Source organism: Streptomyces sp. Je 1-369 (genome assembly GCF_026810505.1).
Classification (GTDB): Bacteria; Actinomycetota; Actinomycetes; order Streptomycetales; family Streptomycetaceae; genus Streptomyces.
On record NZ_CP101750.1, the window covers coordinates 1892308 to 1909536 of the forward strand.

Annotated in this window: 18 protein-coding genes; 11 read left to right on the plus strand and 7 right to left on the minus strand. The window is 72.1% G+C overall.

Going from position 1 to position 17229, the window contains the following annotated elements; all coding sequences use genetic code 11:
- Positions 1-236 precede the first annotated feature (236 nt).
- Positions 237-1508 (plus strand): lipase family protein, encoded by a 1272-nt coding sequence (locus tag NOO62_RS08610; protein WP_268770304.1) that lies wholly within the window; start codon positions 237-239, stop codon positions 1506-1508.
- Positions 1509-1535: 27 nt separating this feature from the next.
- Here the strand turns inward: NOO62_RS08610 and NOO62_RS08615 are convergent, their stop codons facing one another.
- Together NOO62_RS08615 and NOO62_RS08620 are read right to left on the minus strand one after the other, a co-directional pair.
- On the minus strand, positions 1536-1943 hold the full coding sequence (locus tag NOO62_RS08615; protein WP_268770305.1) for a YchJ family protein: 408 nt from the start codon (positions 1941-1943) through the stop codon (positions 1536-1538).
- Positions 1944-2058: 115 nt separating this feature from the next.
- The gene (locus tag NOO62_RS08620) at positions 2059-2760 is read right to left on the minus strand and encodes a FadR/GntR family transcriptional regulator (protein WP_268770306.1); all 702 of its coding nucleotides are present in this window, start codon (positions 2758-2760) and stop codon (positions 2059-2061) included.
- A gap of 138 nt (positions 2761-2898) precedes the next feature.
- Between NOO62_RS08620 and NOO62_RS08625 the strand changes: the two genes are divergently transcribed.
- Positions 2899-3414 carry a gluconokinase gene (locus NOO62_RS08625; RefSeq protein ID WP_268775517.1) on the plus strand — a complete coding sequence of 172 codons (516 nt, stop codon included), beginning with the start codon at positions 2899-2901 and terminating at the stop codon, positions 3412-3414.
- Between the two features lie 69 nt (positions 3415-3483).
- Positions 3484-4881 carry a gluconate:H+ symporter gene (locus NOO62_RS08630; RefSeq protein ID WP_268770307.1) on the plus strand — a complete coding sequence of 466 codons (1398 nt, stop codon included), beginning with the start codon at positions 3484-3486 and terminating at the stop codon, positions 4879-4881.
- A gap of 93 nt (positions 4882-4974) precedes the next feature.
- Here NOO62_RS08630 and NOO62_RS08635 read toward each other — a convergent pair whose 3' ends face one another.
- From NOO62_RS08635 to NOO62_RS08645, 3 genes are all read right to left on the minus strand, one after another.
- Positions 4975-6540, minus strand: a complete 1566-nt coding sequence (locus NOO62_RS08635) for an APC family permease (RefSeq protein WP_268770308.1) — start codon at positions 6538-6540, stop codon at positions 4975-4977.
- Positions 6541-6622: 82 nt separating this feature from the next.
- The gene (locus NOO62_RS08640; RefSeq protein ID WP_268770309.1) at positions 6623-7585 is read right to left on the minus strand and encodes a hypothetical protein; all 963 of its coding nucleotides are present in this window, start codon (positions 7583-7585) and stop codon (positions 6623-6625) included.
- A 199-nt stretch (positions 7586-7784) separates the two neighbouring features.
- A complete protein-coding gene (locus tag NOO62_RS08645; RefSeq protein ID WP_268770310.1) occupies positions 7785-9440 on the minus strand; it encodes an FAD-binding dehydrogenase in 1656 nt (551 codons plus the stop codon).
- Positions 9441-9714: 274 nt separating this feature from the next.
- Here NOO62_RS08645 and NOO62_RS08650 point away from each other — a divergent pair, with 274 nt between their 5' ends.
- The 5 genes from NOO62_RS08650 (at position 9715) to NOO62_RS08670 (ending at position 12614) form a co-directional block, all read left to right on the plus strand.
- Positions 9715-10365, plus strand: a complete 651-nt coding sequence (locus NOO62_RS08650; protein WP_268770311.1) for a helix-turn-helix domain-containing protein — start codon at positions 9715-9717, stop codon at positions 10363-10365.
- On the plus strand, positions 10362-11132 hold the full coding sequence (locus NOO62_RS08655; RefSeq protein WP_268770312.1) for a glucose 1-dehydrogenase: 771 nt from the start codon (positions 10362-10364) through the stop codon (positions 11130-11132). The genes NOO62_RS08650 and NOO62_RS08655 overlap by 4 nt, the downstream gene beginning before the upstream one ends.
- Positions 11133-11178: 46 nt before the next feature.
- Positions 11179-11715, plus strand: a complete 537-nt coding sequence (locus NOO62_RS08660; protein WP_268770313.1) for an NUDIX hydrolase — start codon at positions 11179-11181, stop codon at positions 11713-11715.
- 108 nt (positions 11716-11823) lie between these two features.
- Entirely contained in the window at positions 11824-12195 is a 372-nt protein-coding gene (locus NOO62_RS08665) for a YidH family protein (protein WP_414930974.1), read from the plus strand.
- Positions 12196-12329: 134 nt separating this feature from the next.
- Complete coding sequence (locus NOO62_RS08670; protein WP_268775518.1) at positions 12330-12614, plus strand: DUF202 domain-containing protein; 285 nt, start codon at positions 12330-12332, stop codon at positions 12612-12614.
- A 46-nt stretch (positions 12615-12660) separates the two neighbouring features.
- On the opposite strand, the gene NOO62_RS08675 is transcribed toward NOO62_RS08670, so the two are convergent.
- Positions 12661-13596: an NADP-dependent oxidoreductase gene (locus tag NOO62_RS08675; protein WP_268770315.1), complete on the minus strand. Its 936-nt coding sequence runs from the start codon at positions 13594-13596 to the stop codon at positions 12661-12663.
- Positions 13597-13789: 193 nt separating this feature from the next.
- On the opposite strand from NOO62_RS08675, the gene NOO62_RS08680 reads away from it, so the two are divergent.
- From NOO62_RS08680 to NOO62_RS08690, 3 genes are all read left to right on the plus strand, one after another.
- Positions 13790-14086 (plus strand): hypothetical protein, encoded by a 297-nt coding sequence (locus NOO62_RS08680; RefSeq protein WP_268770316.1) that lies wholly within the window; start codon positions 13790-13792, stop codon positions 14084-14086.
- 132 nt (positions 14087-14218) lie between these two features.
- The gene (locus NOO62_RS08685) at positions 14219-15241 is read left to right on the plus strand and encodes a phosphotransferase family protein (protein ID WP_268770317.1); all 1023 of its coding nucleotides are present in this window, start codon (positions 14219-14221) and stop codon (positions 15239-15241) included.
- A 6-nt stretch (positions 15242-15247) separates the two neighbouring features.
- The gene (locus NOO62_RS08690) at positions 15248-16486 is read left to right on the plus strand and encodes an acyl-CoA dehydrogenase family protein (protein ID WP_268770318.1); all 1239 of its coding nucleotides are present in this window, start codon (positions 15248-15250) and stop codon (positions 16484-16486) included.
- A 137-nt stretch (positions 16487-16623) separates the two neighbouring features.
- Here the strand turns inward: NOO62_RS08690 and NOO62_RS08695 are convergent, their stop codons facing one another.
- A complete protein-coding gene (locus NOO62_RS08695) occupies positions 16624-17220 on the minus strand; it encodes a TetR/AcrR family transcriptional regulator (protein WP_268770319.1) in 597 nt (198 codons plus the stop codon).
- Positions 17221-17229: the final 9 nt, after the last annotated feature.

Consider the following 17229-nt stretch of genomic DNA (forward strand, 5'->3'; position numbering starts at 1 on the left):
GGGCGGCGGTCCGCCGGGTGCGCCGTGCCGGGCCGGGCGGCCGGATCACACCCCGTGTGAATCCCCGCTCCCCACCAGCCCCACGTGCGGGGCGCGCGCGGTGGCCGGGTCCCGTCGGGTGACCGCCGTGCGGGAGCCGCCGAGTTGACGGTGCGCCGGGCCGGTGGTGTGCTCGCAGCTCCGGTGCGGCCCCCGCGCGTCGTGGGGGCGGCCGCCGCTCGCCGTGGGGGGACACCATGCGGGACGACTTCGCCAGAGGACCGGGCTTCGCAGAGCTGCGCCCGCTCAAGGAGCCCACCGAGGGCGGGCCGGGCGGTTTCCCGGTCCACAAGGATCTGGTGGATCTGCTCGCCGCGGCGAAGGGGCCGCCCGAGACGGAGGGCCCCGTCCCGCACACCATGGCGACCTGCGCGGCGTACGCGTACGCCGGGGCCGGGCGGGTCGGTGACCCCGGCACCGTCGCGATGATCATGTCGCGGCTCGGACTGGAGGAGAACCGCTGCCGGGTCTTCGAGCAGCGCGTCGACGCCATGTACATCGCATCGGCCGCCTATCTGATCCAGGACAAGGACCGCCGCGTGGTGATCCTCTGCTACCGCGGCACCCAGCCCGAGGACATCATCAGCATCCTCACGGACGCCGACGTGCGCCCCGAGACGCTCTCCGTGGAGCTGGCGGGCACGCGCCACCAGGTCCACGCCGGTTTCTACCGCAACATGCGCGCCACCCGGCACCTCATCATGCAGGCCCTGGAGCGGGCGGCGCGCGGCGAGTCGGTCGACCCCACGGAGAAGGGCGTGCGCGGCGACGGCATGGAGGCGCTGTACATCACCGGGCACAGCCTGGGCGGGGCGATGGCCGCGCTGATGGGGGTGGTCCTGACCCACGAGCCGCGCTACCACGCCGTCGCCGAACGCCTGCGGGCCGTCTACACCTTCGGGCAGCCGCTGCTCGGCGGCCCCGAGTTCGCCGAGGCGTGCGCGGCGGCGACCGACCACCGCGGCGAACACGTCCTGCGGGACCGGCTCCTGCGCTACATCTTCGACCGTGACGTCGTGCCCGCGCTGCCGCCCCGGCCCGTGGGGCCGTACGCCCCGTTCGGCCGCGAATTCCACTACCGCAGGCCGCGCGGGGTGACGGAGGGCGCGCTCGCCTTCGCCGCGGAGACGGCCATCGACGCGGTCTCGCTGCCGGGTGACCTGCTCTGCGGGCAGCTGCGCCGCAACGCGGGGCGCAGGGCGCGGGCCGCGGGGCGCTCGCTGTCCGAGCTCGCGCGGGGGCCGCGGGAGGGCGGCTGGGCCGAGGTGCACGACCCTGGCCTGCACTATCCGCAGATGGACAGCCTCGCGGGGCTCGCGGTGGTGGCGCCGCTCGCGTTCTTCGCGGCGCGTCTCGCGCTGACGCGGACGATCCCGTTCACGTACTCCTTCGAGGACCACGGGCCCGGCCACTACGTCAACGCGCTGGCTCCGGAGGGGGCCGTCAGCGAGTACGGGGACGTGCTGTGACCGTCCCGGTCCCGGTGCGGCCCCGCCTCAGTCGATGAAGTCGCCGTCCACGTACAGCCACGAGCCGTCCACGCGCTCGAACCTGCTCTTCTCGTGCAGGGAGTCCGGGCGGCCGCTGTCGGTGTACCGGGCGCGGAACGTCACCGTGCCGGTGGTGTGGAACGCGGAGCCCTCGGTGGTCTCCTCGATCTCCAGGCCGACCCAGCGCATCGCCGGGTCGAACTCGACGAGGGGCGGCCGGGTGCGGGGGTGCCAGGTGCGGAGCAGGTACCCCTCGTCCCGTACGGCGAAGGCGCTGTAGCGGGAGCGCATCAGCTCTTCGGGGCTGCTCGCGGCGGCCTCGCCCCGGTGCAGCCTTCCGCAGCACTTCTCGTACGGCTGGGGGTGCCCGCAGGGGCAGGACGTGGTGGCGGGGCGGCGGGCGCGTCGGGACATGGCGCCCATTGTCACCGACGGGGGCGGGCTCTCGGTCGCAGGGGCTGAGGATGCTGTGGCTCCCTCGCCCGCAAGGCCGGTGGTCCCCGGTCTCAGGGGCCGGTGGTCCCCGGTCTCAGGGCGCGAGGATGTCCAGTTCCTCCAGGGCGCCCAGCGCGATCTCCCGCGTCAGGGCCTCCGCGCGGACCGCGTCGCCCTCCCTGACCGCCTCGGCGACCTGGACGTGCAGGGTGACGGCGGGCGGGTCCGGGTCCTCGAACATCACCTGGTGTGCGGTACGTCCCGTCAGGACCTCGGCGACGACATCGCCGAGCCGGGCGAACATCTCGTTGCCGGAGGCGTTGAGGATGACCCGGTGGAAGGCGACGTCGTGCTTGAGGTAGCCCTCCAACTGGTGCCCCCGCGAGTGGGCGACCATGCCGAGCGCGCACTCGGTGAGCTGCGCGCACTGCGCCGCCGTGGCGTACCGCGCGGCGAGCCCCGCGGCGACCGGCTCGACGGCGGACCGCAGGACGGTCAGCGAGCGCAGCTGCCGCGGCCGGTCGGCGCCGGCCAGCCGCCACCGGATGACCTGCGGGTCGTAGACATTCCACTCCTCGGTGGGCAGCACGGTGACGCCCACGCGGCGGCGTGACGCGACGAGGTGCATGGACTCCAGGACCCGGACGGCCTCCCGCATCACGGAGCGGGACACCTCGAAGCGCTGCGCCAGCTCGTCCGTGCGCAACACGCTGCCCGGCGGGTACTCGCCGGCGGTGATGGCGGGCCCGAGGCTTTCCAGTACGCGGGAGTGCAGCCCTCGGGCCTGTGCGGTCATGACGGAAGCCTACGAGGAGTGACACGGGAACAATAAGTCAGACTTTTACGTCACAGGCTCTTGAATTTGTCTGACCTAATGGGTTTCAGTGACGTGAACAACCGACCGATGTCGATGAAGACAGCGAGGCAGTACGCGATGCAGGAACGGCGCACCCCCCACGTCGTCGTAGTCATGGGCGTGGCAGGGACCGGCAAGACCACGATCGGCCCCCTGCTCGCGGACCGGCTCGGCGTTCCGTACGCCGAGGGAGACGACTTCCACCCGCCGGCGAACATCCAGAAGATGTCGTCCGGCACGCCGCTCACCGACGACGACCGGTGGCCCTGGCTCGACGCGATCGGGTCCTGGGCGCACGGGCGGGCGGGGCTCGGCGGGGTGGTCAGCAGCTCCGCGCTCAAGCGTGGCTATCGCGACCGGCTGCGCGCGGCCGCGCCCGACGTCGTCTTCGTCCACCTCACCGGTGACCGGGCCCTCATCGAGGACCGGATGTCGCACCGGCAGGGTCACTTCATGCCTACGGCGCTGCTCGACTCCCAGTTCGCCACGCTTCAGCCTCTCGGGGCGGATGAGGCGGGCGTCGCCGTCGATGTCGCCGGTAGCCCGGATGACATCGCCGACCGGGCCGTCGAGGCGCTCGGTCGGCTCGGCTGAGCGCTCCCGCCGGAAGGCTTTGATCCGCGCCCCTACGGGGCGCCCCGCACCCACGTACAAGGAAGCACCGTGACCCATCTCAGCGTCGAGATGTTGGCAGCGGAGTCCGTCGAGCCGATCACCTCGGCGGGCCATGCCCAGCTGGGGATCGCCGTCCTCGCGGGCATCGCCGTCATCGTCCTGCTCATCACCAAGTTCAAGCTGCACGCGTTCCTCGCGCTGACCGTCGGGTCGCTCGCGCTCGGCGCCTTCGCGGGCGCCCCGCTCGACAAGGCCATCACCAGCTTCACCGCCGGGCTCGGCTCGACGGTCGCCGGTGTGGGCGTGCTCATCGCGCTCGGCGCGATCCTCGGCAAGCTGCTCGCGGACTCCGGGGGCGCCGACCAGATCGTCGACACGATCCTCGCGAAGGCGGGCGGGCGCGCCATGCCGTGGGCGATGGTCCTCATCGCCTCCGTCATCGGTCTGCCGCTCTTCTTCGAGGTCGGCATCGTGCTGCTGATCCCGGTTGTCCTGATGGTCGCCAAGCGCGGCAACTACTCGCTGATGCGGATCGGCATCCCGGCCCTCGCCGGTCTCTCCGTGATGCACGGGCTCATCCCGCCGCACCCCGGCCCGCTCGTCGCGATCGACGCGGTCAAGGCCAACCTCGGTGTCACGCTCGCGCTCGGTGTCCTCGTCGCCATTCCGACGGTGGTCATCGCGGGGCCGCTGTTCTCGAAGGTCGCGGCCCGCTGGGTGGACGTTCCCGCGCCCGAGAAGATGATCCCGCAGCGTCCCTCGGAGGACCTGGAGAAGCGCCCCGGCTTCGGCGCGACGGTGGCCACCGTGCTGCTGCCCGTCGTCCTGATGCTGGCCAAGGCGCTGGTGGACATCGTGATCGACGACCCCGATGCCACCGTGCAGCGGGTCTTCGACGTCATCGGGTCGCCGCTGATCGCGCTGCTCGCCGCGGTGATCGTGGGCATGTTCACGCTGGGCCGCGCGGCCGGGTTCACCAAGGACCGGCTCTCGACGACCGTCGAGAAGTCGCTCGCCCCGATCGCGGGCGTCCTGATGATCGTGGGCGCGGGCGGCGGCTTCAAGCAGACGCTCATCGACGTGGGCGTGGGCCAGATGATCCTGGACTTCTCCAAGGACTGGTCGATCCCGGCGCTGCTCCTCGCCTGGCTGATCGCGGTGGCGATCCGCCTCGCGACGGGTTCCGCGACGGTGGCGACGATCTCGGCGGCGGGCCTCGTGGCCCCGCTGGCCGCGGACATGTCGACGTCGCACACGGCCCTGCTCGTCCTCGCCATCGGTGCGGGTTCGCTGTTCTTCTCGCACGTCAACGATGCGGGGTTCTGGCTGGTCAAGGAGTACTTCGGGCTGGACGTCGGTCAGACGATCAAGACGTGGTCCGTCATGGAGACGATCATCTCCGTGGTGGCGGGCGGCCTGGTGCTCCTGTTGTCCCTGATCATCTAGCGACAGCTGACAGCTGACCGTACAGAGCAGTACCCACGAGCCCGACGGCCGCGCTGCACTTCGCAGCGCGGCCGTCGGGCTTACCGGAACCCGTTACGCCTTCGGCGAGGCCGACGCCTTCTCCAACTGGAACGCCTCGTTGCCGAGGCCGATCCTCGCGTGTGCCGCCGGGTTCCTGCTCCGCAGGACCGCCCCGTACACCACGCCGATCACCGCCGCCAGGAAGATGATGCCCGGCAGCGCCCAGCTGAGAGCCGAGTCGGGGCCCGCGCCCACCAGGACGTCGAAGTCCTTGACGGTGTAGCCGGCGATGACCAGGAGGCCGACCGCGGCGAGCGCGGAGGCCGCGATGCGCCAGGCCTGGGCGCGGGCCGCGCCCCTGCGGGCGAAGAAGACGATGACGGCGACGGACGCCGTGGCCATCAGCAGGATCACGCCGAGTGCGCCGATGTTGCCGCCCCACGTGAACAGGTGCAGGACGGGTGCGGTCGGGTCGCCCGCCTTGCCGTCGTCGGCGACGGCGAAGCCGATCACGACCACGACGGAGACGACGGTCTGGAGCAGCGAGCCCGTGCCCGGCGCGCCCGTGGACGTATTCGTGCGGGCGAACGCGGCGGGGAGCAGGCCCTCGCGGCCCATCGCGAACGCGTACCGCGCGACGACGTTGTGGAAGCTGAGGATCGCCGCGAACATGCCGGTCACGAAGAGGACGTGGAGCACGTCGGTGAAGGTGCCGCCCAGCCGGGACTCGGTGAGGCCGAAGAGCAGCCCCGCGCTCTGCTCCTGCGCCGCGGGGACAATGCCGGAGGGGCCCGCCGCGACGGTGAGCGCCCAGGAGCTGAACGCGAAGAAGACGGCGACGAAGCCGACGGCGAAGAACATCACGCGGGCGACGACGACCTGCGGGCGGCTGGTCTCCTCCGCGTACACGGGGGCCTGCTCGAAGCCGGTGAAGGCCGCGATGCAGAAGCAGAGCGAGGTGGCCACGCCCGCGCCGGTGAGCGTGTCCGGGTTGAACGCGTGCAGCGACAGGCCCTCCTTGGCCGGGTCGACGACGGCGGCGATGTCGAAGATGACGACGAGGGCCACCTCGATGAGGAGCAGCACGCCGAGCACGCGCGCGTTGAGGTCGATCTTCATCCAGGCGAGGACGCCGACGACGGCCACGGTGGCCAGCGCAGGGACCCACCAGGCGACCTCGACCTCGAAGTAGGTCTGGAGGAGCCCGGACACCTCGAAGCCGAGCAGCCCGTAGAGGCCCGCTTGCAGGGCGCTGTAGGCGACGAGTGCGACCAGCGCGGCGCCCGCGCCCGCGGTGCCGCCGAGGCCGCGGGATATGTACGCGTAGAACGCGCCGGCGTTGTGCACGTGGCGGCTCATCTCGGCGTACCCGAGGCTGAAGAGCGCGAGGACGACGCCGAGGATGAGGAAGAGGAGGGGCTGTCCGACGATGCCCATCACGCCGTACGTGGTGGGCATGACGCCGGCGACGACCATCAGGGGCCCGGTCGCGGCGAGCACGGAGAGCAGCAGTCCCGCGGTGCCGAGCCTGCCCGCGCGGAGCGCCTGCTCCTGTCCCTTGTACGTACTGATCCCGGTGCCACCCGTTGGGTCGCCGGGGGATCTGGTTCCGCTCGGGCTCGAACTTCCCGTCGCCATGGCGCGGTCGTCCTTTCGGAGGTTCTTCAGAGGTTCTTCGGAGCTTCTTCGGAGGTTCGGAGGGTGCTTCAGGCTTCAGGCTTCAGGCCGAGCCGAACGCTGCGGCCCGTGCGGCGGTGAACGCCGCGTAGGGGTCCCTGTCCGGGTACGACCAGGGGGCCGGGGTCGCGTTCCGTCCGATGCGGTGGAAGAGCGCGGCGGCTTCGGCCGCCCTGCCCTCGCAGGACTTCGCGTGGGCAAGGAAGTTGAGGTCGACGTGGCAGCGGGGGTGGCCGGGGTCGTCGGGTGTCTCCCACTCCAGCCACCAGTCGAAGGCGGCCTTCATGACGCCGCGGGCGCGGCGCCCGATCCAGTGTCCGGACGCGGCCGGGTCCGCGGGTTCGAGGCCCGCGTGGGCGAGGACGCGGTAGCGCTCGGCGTGTGCGACGACGGGCAGGACGGCGAGCGGCGAGTCGGCGGGGGCCTGTTCGGCCGCCCAGGATGCGAAGTCGTACACCTCGTGCATCGGGTCCTGGCCCGCGCCGGGGCGACGTTCGGCGAGGCGGGCCACCATCAGGTGGTGGGCGTGGTGGTGTTCGGGGTGGCGGTGCCTGATCTCGTCGAAGAGGCGTACGACGTCCTCCTCGTGGCCCAGTGCGCGTTCGAGGATGAGCAGCGCGAGCCACGGCGTGGGGTCGGCGGGCACGCGGGCCGCGGCCTCGCGGCACCGCTCGCGCACCTTGCCCGAACGTTCCTTCCCGCGCAGCGCCTTGTGTACGGCGGCGAAGGCGAGCAGCACCTCGGCGTCGTGGCTCTCGGGCTCGGCGAGCCGCCAGTCGCGCGCCCACGCGGTGGTGGTGGGCTCCTGTGCGAGGACGTCGACGCGGTGTCCCCTGCGGTCCCAGTCGTCGCCGGTGGCGGCGAGCAGCGCGCGGACCTCGGTCCAGCGGCCCTGCGCCAGGGCCGCGCGTGCGGCGACGAGTTCGGCGTCGTCGAGTGCGGCGTCGAAGGCGTGCCCCGCGGCTTTCTTGCGGGACCGGCCCAGTGGGGGCGGGGGTGGTGACACCGCGGGACGTCCTCCCCGAGGCGGCTTGCGTACGGATGATCACGCACAGCAAAGCGGTAGGCACTGCTCCACGTCAAGGCCCGGTGGTCGCAGCGCCTTCACCAACTCGACTCACATTCCACAGACTTCATCCGTCACCGGGGCGAACTCCCCTACCAAGCACCACTGGAGCAACAGTCGAATCATGATCGCGTCGCGCTCACTTCACCGCGCGGGCGGCGGCGCGGCCCGCCGTGCGGCCCGAGAAGAGGCAGCCACCGAGGAACGTCCCTTCGAGCGAGCGGTAGCCGTGGACTCCCCCGCCGCCGAATCCGGCGGCCTCCCCGGCGGCGTACACGCCCGGCAGCGGCCGCCCGCCCTCGGTCAGGACGCGCGAGGAGAGGTCGGTCTCCAGGCCGCCGAGGGTCTTGCGGGTGAGGATGTTGAGGCGTACGGCGACGAGCGGGCCCGCCTTCGGGTCGAGGATGCGGTGCGGGGCGGCGGCCCGGATGAGCCGGTCGCCGAGGAACTTGCGGGCGCCGCGGGCGGCCATCACCTGGAGGTCCTTGGTGAAGGGGTTGGCGATCTCGCGGTCGCGCGCGGCGATGGTGCGGCGCAGGGTGTCCTCGTCGATGAGGGGCTTGTCGGTGAGTGCGTTCATGCCGCGCACGAGGGCGCCCAGCTCCCTTTCGACGACGAAGTCGACGCCGTGGTCCATGAACGCCTTGACGGGCCCCGGCACTTCGGAGCGCGCGCGGTCGATGACGCCGCGCACGGACTTGCCGGTCAGGTCGGGGTTCTGCTCGGAGCCACTGAGGGTGAACTCCTTGCCGATGATGCGCTGGTTGAGCACGAACCACGTGTAGTCGTGCCCGGTCTTCATGATGTGTTCGAGGGTGCCGAGCGTGTCGAAGCCGGGGAACAGCGGCACGGGCAGCCGGTCGCCGCGCGCGTCGAGCCAGAGCGAGGAGGGGCCGGGCAGGATGCGGATGCCGTGCCGGTCCCAGATGGGGTTCCAGTTCTGGATGCCCTCGGTGTAGTGCCACATGCGGTCGCGGTTGATGAGGTGCGCGCCCGCGCCCTCGGCGATGCCCAGCATCTTGCCGTCCACGTGGGCGGGGACGCCGGAGATCATCCTCTGGGGCGGGGTGCCGAGCCGCTCGGGCCAGTTGGCGCGGACCAGGTCGTGGTTGCCGCCGATGCCGCCGGACGTGACGATCACCGCCTGGGCCCGGAACTCGAAGTCGCCGGTCACCACGCGGCTGCTCGCCTCGCCCCGCGCGACGGCCGACGGTTCGAGGACCTCACCGGTGACCGTGTCGACGCTGCCCGCGCTGCGCGAGAGACCCGTGACGCGGTGCCGGAACCTCAGCTGGACGAGGCCGCGCGCGACCCCCGCCCGTACCCGCCGCACGAACGGTTCGAGCAGCCCCGGGCCCGTGCCCCAGGTGATGTGGAAGCGCGGCACCGAGTTGCCGTGCCCCTGCGCGTCGTACCCGCCGCGCTCGGCCCAGCCCACGACGGGGAAGAACCGGACGCCCTGCCCGTGCAGCCAGGACCGCTTCTCACCGGCCGCGAAGTCGACGTACGCCTCCGCCCACTTGCGCGGCCAGCGGTCCTCCGGGCGGTCGAACGCCGCCGTCCCCATCCAGTCCTGGAGGGCGAGCGCGTGCGAGTCCTTGATGCGCATCCGCCGCTGCTCGGGCGAGTCGACGAAGAACAGGCCGCCGAAGGACCAGTGCGCCTGACCGCCGATCGCGTGCTCGGGCTCCTGGTCGACGAGGATGACCCGACGGCCCGCGTCGACGAGCTCCGCGGTCGCCGCGAGTCCGGCGAGCCCTGCCCCGATCACGATCACATCTGCGTCGTACGCCATAGAGGTCGTCCTCCTCGACAGGGTCCCGGACAAGAGCCCGGACCGGGCCCGCAACGTTACTGGTGGGTCATCTCACGCTCAGGTCAGATCCTGGGCAGCGGAGTGACCGACGTCAACCGACAGGGCGGGGGAGTTCGTCGAGCTCCGGTACGCGATGCGTGCGGGCGGCGGGCCGACGGGACCCCCGGACGGGTTGAAACACCTATCTGACGGGTTGCGACCGCGGATCCCGTTCCGCTCGCTTTTTAATAATGGGCAGCATTAGTGTGGGCGCATGGCCAGAACCTCAGGTCCCGAGACCCGGGAGAAGCTCATCCGTGCCGGGGAAGAGGTCTTCGCCGCGCAAGGCGTGGACGGGGCTCAGCTGCGGGACATCGTCCGGCTCGCGGGGCAGAGCAACCCCTCCGCCGTCCAGTACCACTTCGGTTCCCGCGCCGGGCTCCTCGACGCCGTGATGGCCGCCCGCCAGCACCGCACCGAGCAGGTCCTCACCGCCGAGCTCGCCCGCTCCGGCGACGACATCGGCCTGCACGGACTCCTCACCGCCCTCGTCCGCGCCGAGGCCACCGAGCTCCGCACCGAGCGCGGGTGCCGCTGTCTGCGCATCTCCGCCCAGCTCAGCCACGAGAGCGGCGTCCGCACCCGTACCCCGCACCCCACCCTCGACGGCACCGTCTACTGGACGCTGATCGGGCACATCGAGGACCGGCTCGTCGCCCTCTCCCCCGACCTGCCCGAGCCGCTCCGCCTGGAACGCCTCGACCTCGCGCTCACGATGGTCGGCGCCGCGCTGGGCGACCGCGCACGCCAGTACCTGGCCGACACCGCCCCCCTGACCGGCGAGGACGTCTTCCTGGCCGACCTCGCCGCCACCACCGCTGCACTGCTGCGGGCCCCGCATCCGACCCCTGGAGACCCCTCATGAGCCAGCACGACCTCACCGGCCGCACCGCCATCATCACCGGCGCCGCGCGCGGCCTCGGCGCGGAGGCCGCCCGCCAGGCCGTCGCCGCGGGTGCCAACGTCGTCCTGACCGACGTGCTCGCGGACGAGGGCGAGGCCACCGCCGCGGAACTCGGCGAGCGCGCCCGGTTCGCGCACCACGACGTGACGTCGGAAGAGGACTGGCAGCGCGTCGTCGACCTCGCCGTCACCGAGTTCGGCGGCGTGCACGGCCTGGTGAACAACGCCGGGATATCCACCGGCCAGTTCCTGGAGTCGGAGTCCGTCGAGCACTTCCGCAAGGTCCTCGACATCAACCTCACCGGCGTCTTCATCGGCATGAAGACCGTCGTGCCCGCCATGAAGGAGGCCGGGGGCGGGTCGATCGTCAACATCTCCTCCGCCGCAGGACTGATGGGCCTCGCCCTCACCGCGGGCTACGGCGCGTCGAAGTGGGGCGTGCGCGGCCTCACCAAGATCGGCGCGGTGGAGCTCGGCACGGCACGCATCCGGGTCAACTCCGTGCACCCCGGCATGACGTACACCCCGATGACCGCCCAGGTGGGCATCGAGAAGGGCGAGGGCAAGTACCCCAACACGCCGATGGGCCGGGTCGGCGAGCCGCACGAGATCGCGGGCGCCATGGTCTTCCTGCTCTCCGACGCCGCCTCCTACGTCACGGGCGCCGAGCTCGCCGTCGACGGCGGCTGGACGGCGGGGCCGACCGTGAAGTACGTCATGGGGCAGTGACCGGCCCGTCGGTCCCGTCTCGCCGGAGTGGGGTTGGATGGGCGGCATGACTGCCGCCAGTGGGCCCGTGCCCGACCCCAGCGAAGAGATGATCACCATCGTCGACGAGCACGACGAGGTGACCGGCGAGGCCCCGCGCGGTGAGGCGTATGCGCGCGGGCTGCGCCACCGCTGCGTGTTCATCCTGGCGCGCGACGCCGAGGGGCGCGTCTTCGTGCACCGCCGCACCCCGACCAAGCTGGTCTTCCCCTCGCTGTACGACATGTTCGTCGGCGGCGTGGTCGGCGCCGGGGAGTCCTGCGACGACGCGGCGCTGCGCGAGGCGGAGGAGGAGCTCGGCGTCCACGGGCTGCCGCGGCCCACCCCGCTGTTCACGTTCCTGTACGACGACGGCGCCGGGAAGTCCTGGTGGTCGTACCTCTACGAAGTCCGCTGCGAGTTGCCCGTACAACCACAGGCCGAGGAGGTCGCCTGGCACGCGTTCGTCACGGAGGACGAGCTGGAGCGGCGGCTGGACGAATGGGAGTGGGTGCCGGACGGGCTCGCTGCCTACCACCGCTTGAAGGCCTTCCGCGCGGCATGAGCGGCATGAGCGGCATGAGCGGCAAGCGCCGTGAGCGCGGCATGGCGTGACCGGCGCACCTTGATCGACACCGCCTATGGTGCGGCCGTGAGCAATTTCGTACAGAGCATGAAGCTGTGGTTCGCGCCCGAGCGGATCCGCGAGGACGGCGACACCCCCGACTACCGCTTCTCCCTCGCCAACGAACGCACCTTCCTCGCCTGGCTGCGCACCGCGCTCGCGCTGATCGGCGGCGGCTTCGCCGTGGACCAGTTCCTGCCGGACCTGCGCTGGGGGTGGCGGATCGGGCTCGCGCTCGCGCTGCTCGCGGCGGGCGTCCTGTGCTCGCTGCGCGCGGTCAACCACTGGGTGCGCTGCGAGCGGGCCATGCGGCGCGGCGACGACCTGCCGTCGAGCCGCTTCCCGACGGTGCTGAGCCTGGCGGTCGCGGTGGTCGCGCTCGCCATGGTGGTGGTCGTGCTGTTCGGGTGGGAGGGGTGACGGAGGGGGCGGGGGCCGGGCCCGGGGCTGGTCCCGGGGCTGGTCCCGGGGCTGGTCCCGGGGCTGGTCCCGGGGCTGGTCCCGGGGCTGGTCCCGGGGCTGGTCCCGGGGCCGCGCAGGTCCGTGACCCCGGTCTGCAGCCGGAGCGCACCCGCCTCGCGTGGCGGCGTACGACCCTGTCGTGCACGGTGGCCGCGGTGCTCGCCGCCCGCGCGGTCCTGCACGACGGGGCGACCGCGCTCGGCGTGCTGGCCTGCGCGCTGTGCCTGCTGCTCTGGCTCGGCTTCCTGGCGGTGGCCCACCGCCGGATGGTCACGCTGACGGCGCCCCGGCCCCGGACGATGTCGCTCCGGGCGGCGCGGGCGGCTGCGCTGTGCACGTTCGCGCTGGCGGTGTGCGCGATGGTGATGCTCTTCTGAGGGGCGGTTGGGGCCCGTTGGGGGGGCACCCGAGGGGGCGTTCCCCTCAGTCCCCCCAGTCCACCGTCACCACGATCTTCCCCCTGGCCCGCCCCTCCTCGCTCAGCCGGTGCGCGTCGGCGGCCCGCTCCAGCGGGAACGTCTTGTCCACGTGGACGGTCACGACGTCCTGCTCGGCGAGTTCGGACAGGTGCTTGAGGTCCGCGGCCACGGGACGTACGAAGCAGTAGTGGCCGCCGAGGCCGATCACGCCGCCGTCCGCGATGGACGCGAGGCGGCCGCCGGGCGAGAGGAGTTCCGCGGACGCCTTCAGCGTGTCGCCGCCCACCGTGTCGAACGCCGCGTCGACACCCTCCGGGGCGAGTCCGCGGACCCGGTCCACCAGACCGTCCCCGTACGTGACCGGCTCGGCGCCCAGTTCGCGCAGGAAGTCGTGGTTGCGTTCGCTCGCGGTGCCGATCACGCGGGCGCCCGCGTGCCGGGCCAGCTGCACGGCGATCGAGCCGACGCCGCCCGCCGCCGCGTGCACGAGGACGACGTCGCCCTCGGTGACCTCCAGCGCCTGGTGGATGACCTGGTACGCGGTTAGACCGGCGAGCGGCAGCCCGGCGGCCTCCTCGAAGGTGAGGTTGCGCGGCTTGCGGGCCAGGGTGCGGATCGGCGCGGCGACGTACTCGGCGAACGTGCCGCGGGAGAGGAAGTCCTCGCGTACGTAGCCGATGACCTCGTCCCCGACCGCGAACTCCGGCGCCGCCGCGCCCGGCTGGACCACCACACCGGCGACGTCCCAGCCGGGGATCACGGGGAAGACCGGGTCCAGGAGGCCGTCGAGGTGGCCCTCCCTGCACTTCCAGTCGACGGGGTTCACTGCGGCGGCGCGGACCTTCACGAGGACGGAGTCGGGGCCGACCTTGGGGTCGCGCACCTCTCCGTACTCGAGGACTTCGGGCCCGCCGTAGCTGCGGTAACTGATCGCCTTCATGAGGGGTCGCCTTCGCGGAGGTCAGTGGAGGTCAGTGGAGGTCAGTGGAAGACTGGGGAAGACTGGGGAAGACTGGGGAAGACAGGGGGAAACACCTACGAGCCTGACAACACTCGCATACGGGAAATAACTGGGCATCAGGGGCTAGCCTGAGAGGGTCAACCCTTCCCCGCAGCCACAGAAGGTGCGCGCCATGACGACCCTCCACCACGAACACCCGGTGCACGACCATGTCCACGGCCCGGCCTGCGGCCACCCCGAGGTGCCGCACGGCGACCACGTCGACTACGCGCACGACGGCCACATGCACCGCCTGCACTCCGACCACTACGACGAGTGCGAGCCGTCCGGCCACACCGCGCACCAGGGCCACGACCACCAGCACGGGGACGGCTGCGGCCACGACTCCGTGACGCACGACGACCACGTCGACTACGTGCACGACGGTCACCGGCACGCGGCGCACGACGGGCACTGGGACGACCACTGAGACTCGCGCCCGGCGCTCCGCCCGCGCCCCGCGCCGGGGCGCGGTAGCCTCTGGACGGCATACCGACTGGTCGGCATCATGGAGGGCACGCCACCCCGCAGTGGCACGCCACCACGCCGATCAGGAGCGAAGATGAGCTCAGACCACCCGCCGGGCCTCGACCTCGACCAGCTGCGCGGCCACCTCGACCGCGAGCGGCCCGGCCTGGTCGGCGGCCCGCTCTCCGCCCGCCTCATCGAGGGCGGCCGGTCGAACCTCACGTACGCCGTCACCGACGGCACGTCGCGCTGGGTGGTCCGGCGTCCCCCGCTGGGCCACGTCCTCGCCACCGCGCACGACATGAAGCGCGAGCACCGGGTGATCGCGGCCCTGCACCCGACGGACGTGCCGGTGCCCGCGCCCGTGCTGCTCTGCGAGGACGACACCGTCATCGGGTCGCCGTTCTACGTGATGGAGTTCGTGGACGGAACCCCGTACCGCACCGCAGAGGAGCTCGCGCCGCTCGGCCCCGAGCGCACCCGTGACGCGGTCCTCGGCCTCGTCGACACCCTCGTCGACCTGCACGCCGTCGACCCGGCGGCCGTCGGGCTCGGCGACTTCGGGCGGCCCGACGGATTCCTGGACCGGCAGCTGCGCCGCTGGGGCAAGCAACTCGACGCGTCCCGCAACCGCGAGCTCGCCGGCATCGACGAGCTGCACGCGGCGCTCGGCCGTTCGCTCCCCGACTCCCCCGCGCCCACCGTCATCCACGGCGACTACCGCCTGGACAACGTGCTGATAGGCGACGGCGACCGGATCAAGGCCATCCTCGACTGGGAGATGTCCACGCTCGGCGATCCGCTCACCGACCTGGGCCTGCTCGTGATGTACAGCGCGAAGCTGGAGGTGCCCGACTCCCCCGTCAGCACCACGGCGGGCGCACCGGGCCACCCGGATCCGGCCGAGCTGATCGAGCGGTACGCCGCGCGCTCGGGGCGCGACGTGTCGGCCGTCTCCTGGTACACGGCGTTCGCGTGGTTCAAGCTCGCCGTGATCCTGGAGGGCATCCACTACCGCTACACGCTGGGCCAGACGGTCGGCGCGGGCTTCGACAGGATCGGCGAGCTGGTGCCCGTGTTCATCCAGCACGGTCTGACGACCCTCCAGGAAGGCTGATCCACTGTGGACTTCGCGTACGACGCCCGCACCGAAGAGCTGCGCGGCAAGCTGCTCGCCTTCATGGACGAGCACGTCCACCCGGCCGAGGCCGTCGCCGACGAGCAGCGCGCCGCGCTCGCCTCCCCCTGGGACACCCCCGCCGTCGTCGGGGAGTTGAAGGCCGAGGCGCGCAGGCAGGGCCTGTGGAATCTCTTCTTCGTGGACCAGCACACCCTGCCCGGCGCGGAGCACGGCGCCGGGCTCACCAACCTCCAGTACGCGCCGCTCGCCGAGATCACCGGCCGCTCCCCGCAACTCGCCCCCACCGCGCTGAACTGCGCCGCGCCCGACACCGGCAACATGGAGGTGCTCGCGCAGTTCGGCAGCGAGGCGCAGCGCAAGCAGTGGCTCGAGCCGCTGCTCGCCGGTGAGATCCGCTCGGCGTTCGCGATGACCGAGCCGGAGGTCGCCTCCTCCGACGCCACGAACATCACGACGCGCATCGAGCGCTCCGCCGACGGCTCCGAGTACGTCATCAGCGGGCGCAAGTGGTACATCTCGGGGGCGATGAACCCGGACTGCAAGATCTTCATCGTGATGGGCAAGACCGACCCCGACGGTGCGGACATCCGCCGCCAGCAGTCGATGGTGCTCGTCCCGCGCGACACCCCCGGACTCGAAGTCCGGCGCGCCATGCGGGTGTACGGGTATGAGGACCACTACCACGGCGGTCACGCCGAGGTCGTCTTCGACCGCGTCCGCGTCCCCGTGTCGAACCTGATCGGCGAGGAGGGCGGCGGCTTCGCCATCGCGCAGGCCCGGCTCGGTCCCGGCCGCATCCACCACTGCATGCGGCTGATCGGCATGGCGGAGCGGGCGATCGAGCTGATGTGCCGCCGGGCCGTGTCGCGTACGGCGTTCGGGAAGCCGCTCGCCCAGCAGGGCGTCGTGCAGGAGTGGATCGCGGACGCGCGGGTCGCCGTGGAGCAGCTGCGCCTGCTGGTCCTGAAGACGGCGTGGCTGATGGACACGGTCGGCAACAAGGGGGCGCACACGGAGATCCAGTCCATCAAGATCGCGACGCCGCGCGCGGTGGTGGACATCCTCGACCGCGCGGTGCAGCTGCACGGCGCGGGCGGCGTGAGCCAGGACTTCCCGCTCGCCGAGCTGTGGGCCGCGGCGCGGACGCTGCGCTTGGCGGACGGGCCGGACGAGGTGCACCAGCGGTCCCTCGCCCGGCGCGAACTGAAGCGGTACGTGTAGCCCCGTCAGGGGCGCGGGGAACCGCGCGAGCGGCCCGCGACGAGCCGCACTCGCCGTAGACCCTGCCGTGGCAGACGCGACCGCGCCCCGGCGGGGGCTGAGCGCGCAGTTCCCCGCGCCCCTACGGGACGCGCCCGTTACGGGGCCCGCAGGGCCCGGAGGAGGAGGTCCGCCAGGTGGTCCGCCACCTGCCGCGGGGAGAGCGGGCCCTCCGGGCGGTACCACGTGGACAGGTGGTGGACCGAGCCGAAGTGGTAGTCCACCACCAGGTCCGCGGGCGTCGCCTTGGAGAAGACGCCCGAGGCCTGGCCCTCCTCGATCAGGGCCCGGAAGCGTTCGTGGTAGCGGCGCCGCTCCGCCCGGACCTGCTTGTTCTTCTCCGGTCCGAGGTGGTGCATGGAGCGGAAGAAGATCGACGCGTCGTCGAGGTTGTCGATCGTGCTGACGACGACGTCCGCCGCGGCGTCGCGGACCCGGTCGGCGACCGGCGCGTCCGCGTCGGCGATGGCGTCGAGCCGCTCCTGCTGGACGCGGAGCAGCCGGGCGTAGACCTCGTGGAGCAGGTCGTCCTTGGAGCCGAAGTAGTGGTAGAGCGCGCCCTTGGTGACGCCGGCCGCCTCCACGATCTCCTGGACCGACGTGCGGTCGTAGCCCTGGTCGGCGAAGAGCCTGGTGGCGGCGGCGAGGAGTCGCTGCGGGACGGGCGTGCCGTCACCGTCCGTCGTTCGGGCCACTGCCGCCAC

What these genes read in the sequence shown, in the direction of transcription:
- NOO62_RS08610 (WP_268770304.1), top strand. Translation starts at nt 237, where the DNA reads ATGCGGGACGACTTCGCCAGAGGACCGGGCTTCGCAGAGCTGCGCCCG.
- NOO62_RS08615 (WP_268770305.1), bottom strand. Translation starts at nt 1,943, where the DNA reads ATGTCCCGACGCGCCCGCCGCCCCGCCACCACGTCCTGCCCCTGCGGG.
- NOO62_RS08620 (WP_268770306.1), bottom strand. Translation starts at nt 2,760, where the DNA reads ATGACCGCACAGGCCCGAGGGCTGCACTCCCGCGTACTGGAAAGCCTC.
- NOO62_RS08625 (WP_268775517.1), top strand. Translation starts at nt 2,899, where the DNA reads ATGCAGGAACGGCGCACCCCCCACGTCGTCGTAGTCATGGGCGTGGCA.
- NOO62_RS08635 (WP_268770308.1), bottom strand. Translation starts at nt 6,540, where the DNA reads ATGGCGACGGGAAGTTCGAGCCCGAGCGGAACCAGATCCCCCGGCGAC.
- NOO62_RS08645 (WP_268770310.1), bottom strand. Translation starts at nt 9,440, where the DNA reads ATGGCGTACGACGCAGATGTGATCGTGATCGGGGCAGGGCTCGCCGGA.
- NOO62_RS08650 (WP_268770311.1), top strand. Translation starts at nt 9,715, where the DNA reads ATGGCCAGAACCTCAGGTCCCGAGACCCGGGAGAAGCTCATCCGTGCC.
- NOO62_RS08655 (WP_268770312.1), top strand. Translation starts at nt 10,362, where the DNA reads ATGAGCCAGCACGACCTCACCGGCCGCACCGCCATCATCACCGGCGCC.
- NOO62_RS08660 (WP_268770313.1), top strand. Translation starts at nt 11,179, where the DNA reads ATGACTGCCGCCAGTGGGCCCGTGCCCGACCCCAGCGAAGAGATGATC.
- NOO62_RS08665 (WP_414930974.1), top strand. Translation starts at nt 11,824, where the DNA reads ATGAAGCTGTGGTTCGCGCCCGAGCGGATCCGCGAGGACGGCGACACC.
- NOO62_RS08675 (WP_268770315.1), bottom strand. Translation starts at nt 13,596, where the DNA reads ATGAAGGCGATCAGTTACCGCAGCTACGGCGGGCCCGAAGTCCTCGAG.
- NOO62_RS08680 (WP_268770316.1), top strand. Translation starts at nt 13,790, where the DNA reads ATGACGACCCTCCACCACGAACACCCGGTGCACGACCATGTCCACGGC.
- NOO62_RS08685 (WP_268770317.1), top strand. Translation starts at nt 14,219, where the DNA reads ATGAGCTCAGACCACCCGCCGGGCCTCGACCTCGACCAGCTGCGCGGC.